Here is a 4,718-nt window from a genome sequence, read left to right as displayed (position 1 = left end):
ACAGGCAATTATCCCACAGCCAACCATCCGCTGCTTGCGTCACTGCAAACGGACACTCCGCAGGCATCTCTACGAGCCTCCACGAAAACGTCGATATCAATCGATGCCCGTGCTATCTTAACGCCTATGCGGCATTCCCTGCGCCCTTGTTTTCGGGGGCGATGCTTGGAAAGCAAAACTCGGACGAAATCCGTCGCGAGAATGCGGAAGCATGTCTTGAGAGATGCGAGAGATGCGAGCCACAGTCTCCGTCGTCATCACCCGCGAAGTCGGGTGAGCCAGTACGCCGCGGCCTATCGGCTCAAGCACTGCCGTCTCTGGAATACTGGATCGCCCGGTCCCGCCTACGCCAAAAGGCTTTGGCGAGGCTAAGCTCTCAAGGGCGCGCCGGAGCTTTAGCGAAGGCGGCGAGCCCGGCGATGACAGTGGAGCAAGAGGCCGTTTGAGACTCGAATCCGAAAGACGTCGCGCCTTACGCCTTGTCGCCGACCGGCGAGAACAGGTAGCCGCCGCCGCGAATGGTGCGGATGACGGCGGGCTTGGTCGGATCGAGCTCGATCTTGCGGCGGATGCGCATGATCCTGAGGTCGACCGCGCGATCGAACGCCTCGGCATCGCGCGCATTGGCGAGCTCCAGCAGCCGCTCGCGCGACAGCACGCGCTTCGGGTTCGCGGCAAACACTTTCAAGAGGCTGAACTCGGAGGCGGTCAAAGGATGCTCGTTGCCCTCGTCGTCGCGCAGCGCCTGCGCCTCGAGATCGAGCCATTTGGTGCCGAAGCGCACCAGCTGCTCCTTGGCGACCTTCGTCGCCGCGGTCTCGGCGGGAGCCGCCGCGGCCTTGGCCGGTGCCGCGCGGCGCAGCACCGAGCGGATGCGGGCCATCAATTCGCGCAGCTCGCAGGGTTTTGCGACGTAATCGTCGGCGCCAAGCTCGAGCCCGACAACGCGATCGATCGGGCTCGCGGTCGCGGTCAGCATGATCACCGGAACGTTGCTGCGGCTCTTAAGGTCCCGGATGATCGACAGGCCGTCTTCCTCTGGCATGTTGAGGTCGAGCACCACGAGATCGGGCAGGCCGTTCTCGATTGCGCCGCGCAGGCTTTTTCCGCCGTCGCACAGCGTGACCGTAAAGCCGTGCATTTTCAGATAGTCGCCGACCATCTCGCGGGCCGGCGCCTCGTCGTCGACGATGATGATGTGCTGACTCTGGCTCATGGCGTTTCTGACGCAGGCAGTGTGATGGAAAAGGTCGATCCCTTGCCGGGACCCTCGCTTTCGGCGGTGACCTCGCCGCCATGCATATCGACGATCCGCTTCACGATCGAAAGGCCAAGGCCGGTCGAGCTTTCGCCGGCCGTGGGTTTTGCCGATAGCCGCTGGAAGCGGCCGAACAGCCGGCTGAGATCCTCCGGCGAAAGGCCGGCCCCCTGGTCGGTGACGCGGATGATGATGCTGGCATCGTCATGAGTGACAAGGACCGCGATCTTGCCGCCGATCGGGCTGTATTTGATGGCGTTGCTGACCAGATTGTCGATCGCCTCTCTGATCCGGTCGATGTCGCACATGGTCGCAAGATGCGGCGGGGCCGCGACCTCGATGGTCTGCTGCTTGTTGGTTGCGAGCGGCTGGTTGGCCTCCACCACTTCACCGGTCAGCGCGGCGATGTCGACGGCCTCGCGGCGGATCGTGATGTCGAAGGCGTCGGCCATCGCATCCGAAATCAAATGATCGACCATCGAGGTGAGGCGCCGGGCGGCGTCGCGGATATGTTCGATCTGGGTCGTGATGTTTTCGCCGGAAGCGCCGGTCGAGATCAGCTCGGTCAGCATCTCGGTGCGGCCCATGATGACGCCAAGCGGGTTTTTCAGGTCATGGGCGACGGTGCCCAAAATCTCGTTCTTGAAGCCGTTGGCGCGCTGCAGCCGCAGCCATTGCGCGGACAGGCGGCGGTTGGCCTGCATCAGCGCGCGGGTGCGCTGGGTGACGCGGTCCTCGAGCTGGGTGTTGGCCGCTTGCAGCTGCTGGTACAGAATCACATTGTCGAAGGCGATCGAGAGGCGGCTGCCAAAAATCTCGACCAGCGAGCGATCGGTCTCCGACAGCGGGCGCTCGGCCTGCAGCAGCACGACCACCTCGCGCCCGCTCCCGGTGCGGATGTAAAGAACGGTGCGCTGGTCGGCGAACTCGTTCTTGCGGCGTTTGAAGGCGGCCTCCACCATGGTCCGCAGATCCGTATCGAGCGACTTTGCGCTGGCGCAGCCGATGAAGCGGCTGTAGCAGCCGCTTCCCGCCAGCACGGCGAAATCATCGTTCGTGGTCTTGTTCGTGGTCTTGCCGTCGTCGCGCAGCACCAGGATGCCGGCGCAATCGACATTAAGCAGCGAGGCGAGCTGGGTCAGGACGCCCTCGGCGAGCCGCTGCATCGATTTGAAGTCGTAGAGCGTGGAGGCGGCGTCGATGATGATCTCGAGCCCGCGCCGGGTCTGCACCATGCGCTCGAGCTGCTGGTAGCTGCGCAGCGCCGCGGTGAGCGAGGTGAACAGCTTGTCGGCGGTGAGCTCGGTCTTGGCCTTGTAGTCGTTGATGTCGTACTGGACGATGACGCGCCGCTCGGGCGCCTGGCCCGGCTGGCCGGTGCGCAGGATGATGCGGACCGTCTCGTTCTTGATCTCGTTGCGGATAAACTCGACGAGCTCGAGGCCCGCCACATCGGTTTCCATGATGACGTCGAGCAGCACCGCCGCGATGTCGGGATGGGCGCGCATCAGCTTGCGCCCTTCGGCGGCCGAATAGGCCGACAGGATCTCCAGTCCCTGGCCGTTCAGGCTATAGTCGGAGAGCGCGAAACGGGTGCCTTCGTGGACGGCCGCGTCATCGTCGATGACGGCGATCTTCCATTTGCGGGCCGACGAATCCTCCGGGACCGTCTCCGTGTCGTCGATCAGGTGGAGGACATCGTCCTGTTCGGCCATTGCGCGGTTCCGTCGCCTAACGTCTCGTCTGTGGTGTCGCCGCCCTTGGCGGTCCGGGGCATGATAATGCGAAATGTGGTGCCTTGTCCCAGCCTTGACTCCAGCATCATGCGCCCGCCGAGCTGCTGGGTGACGAGGTTATACACAATATGAAGCCCGAGTCCGGTCCCGCCTTCGTTGCGGCGGGTGGTGAAGAAGGGGTCAAAGGCCTGGCGCTGCACGTCCGGGGTCATGCCGGCGCCGTCGTCGGTGAAATTGATCTCGACATCGTCGGCGCCGCGCGCGCGCGCCGAGATCGCGATGGTGCCCGAGCGCCCGTCGGCAAAGGCGTGGTTGACGGCATTCAGGAACAGGTTGGTCAGGATCTGGCCATAGGAGCCCGGATAGCCGTCGATGATGAGGCCTTCGGGTACGTCGACCGACAGCCCGATCGGCGCGCGCTTCAGCACCGGCCGCAGGCTCGCGATGATCTGGTCGGTCGCCTCGCTCAGGTTGAACTGCCGCCGTTCGGCATGGGAACGGTCGACCGCGACCTGCTTGAAGGACTGGATCAGTTCGGCGGCGCGGTGCAGGTTGGCGACGAGCTGCTGCGCGGCATCGCGCGAGGTCCGCACGAACTCCTCGAGCTGCGAGCGGCGCAGCGCCCCGTTGGAGCGGAGGTCGGTCTCGAAAATCTCGCTGCGGCGGGCGAAGCTCGAGGCCACCGTCAGGCTGATGCCGATCGGATTGTTGACCTCGTGCGCGACGCCGGCGACGAGGCCGCCGAGCGCCGCCAGCCGTTCCGCATCGATCAGATTCTGCTGCGCGGTGTTCAATTCGAACAGCGCGCTCTCGGCCTTTTCCTTCGAGGCGCGCAGCTCGTCCTCGGTCTTGCGCTTGGCGATGGCGTTTTCGCGGAACACCTCGACGGCGCGCGCCATGGCACCGACTTCGTCGCGCGCCTGGATGCCTTGCACCTCGCGGCCGTAGTCGCCGAGTGCAATCGCGCGCATCGCAGTCATGATCTGCTGCAGCGGCAGGCGGATGGAGAGCGCGATCAGCACACCGGCGGCGACGATGATGCCGAGGAAGATGGCGGCGATCAACAGCACGCGTCGGGAGATGTCGGTGAGGGTGCGGTCGAACGTCTCCTGGGCCTTCTGCTCGCGCTGGCGCATCTTGATCGACAATTCGTCAATCTCGCCGATCGCCTCTGCCTGGCTGGCGTCGATGGTGTTGCGGAGCAGATCGGTGCGGTTCGACAGCTGCTCGGACAGTTTTGTCAGCCCTTCCTGCAGCGCCTGCGTGCGCGTCTCGAGGCGCTGCAGCGCCATCCGCTGCAGGTCGTTGTCGGCGAGGTCCAGCATGACCGGAATGGTCTTCTCTATCGTCTCGGTGTTGCGGCGGGCGTCCTCGGCCGAGGCGGCGGCGAGCGTCAGGTAGTAGGAATTGGCTGCGACCAGCATCGCCGTAAAAGCTTCGCGCGATTTGCCGAGCGAGGGCCAGATCAGCGCATCGCGGTGGCCGGTGGCGCCCTCGATGATCGAGTAGAGCCCCGCCATGTCCTTGGCCGGTGCCAGCACCTGCTCGTCATAGGTCTTCTTGATCGTGGTCTGCAGGCCGCGCAGTTCGCCGAAACCGTTCAGGAAGCGCTCAGTGGAGTGCTCGAGTTGCGCGACCGATCCCGCCAGCATCGGATCGGTCGACGCGCGCCGGGTCAGCGTGCCCAATACCGCCTCGCGCAGCAGCAGGATCTCGGCAAACAG

At 64.7% G+C, this 4,718-nt stretch carries 3 protein-coding genes; all 3 read right to left on the bottom strand.

Annotated features, from left to right (window positions below):
- Positions 1-472: 472 nt before the first annotated feature.
- Positions 473-1,216 (bottom strand): response regulator, encoded by a 744-nt coding sequence (locus JOZ76_RS18910; protein WP_291700679.1) that lies wholly within the window; start codon positions 1,214-1,216, stop codon positions 473-475.
- Positions 1,213-2,973 (bottom strand): ATP-binding response regulator, encoded by a 1,761-nt coding sequence (locus tag JOZ76_RS18905; RefSeq protein ID WP_291700678.1) that lies wholly within the window; start codon positions 2,971-2,973, stop codon positions 1,213-1,215. Before JOZ76_RS18905 ends, JOZ76_RS18910 begins: the two co-directional genes overlap by 4 nt.
- On the bottom strand, positions 2,943-4,718 hold a 1,776-nt coding region (locus JOZ76_RS18900), incomplete at its 5' end, for a sensor histidine kinase (protein WP_291700677.1). The genes JOZ76_RS18905 and JOZ76_RS18900, both read right to left, overlap by 31 nt.

It is taken from the genome of Bradyrhizobium sp., assembly GCF_019244115.1.
Lineage (GTDB): Bacteria > Pseudomonadota > Alphaproteobacteria > Rhizobiales > Xanthobacteraceae > Bradyrhizobium.
This window is presented reverse-complemented; position numbering and strand designations above follow the sequence as displayed.

Coding starts and splice junctions, on each gene's coding strand:
- JOZ76_RS18905 (WP_291700678.1), bottom strand. CDS start 2,973: ATGGCCGAACAGGACGATGTCCTCCACCTGATCGACGACACGGAGACG.
- JOZ76_RS18910 (WP_291700679.1), bottom strand. CDS start 1,216: ATGAGCCAGAGTCAGCACATCATCATCGTCGACGACGAGGCGCCGGCC.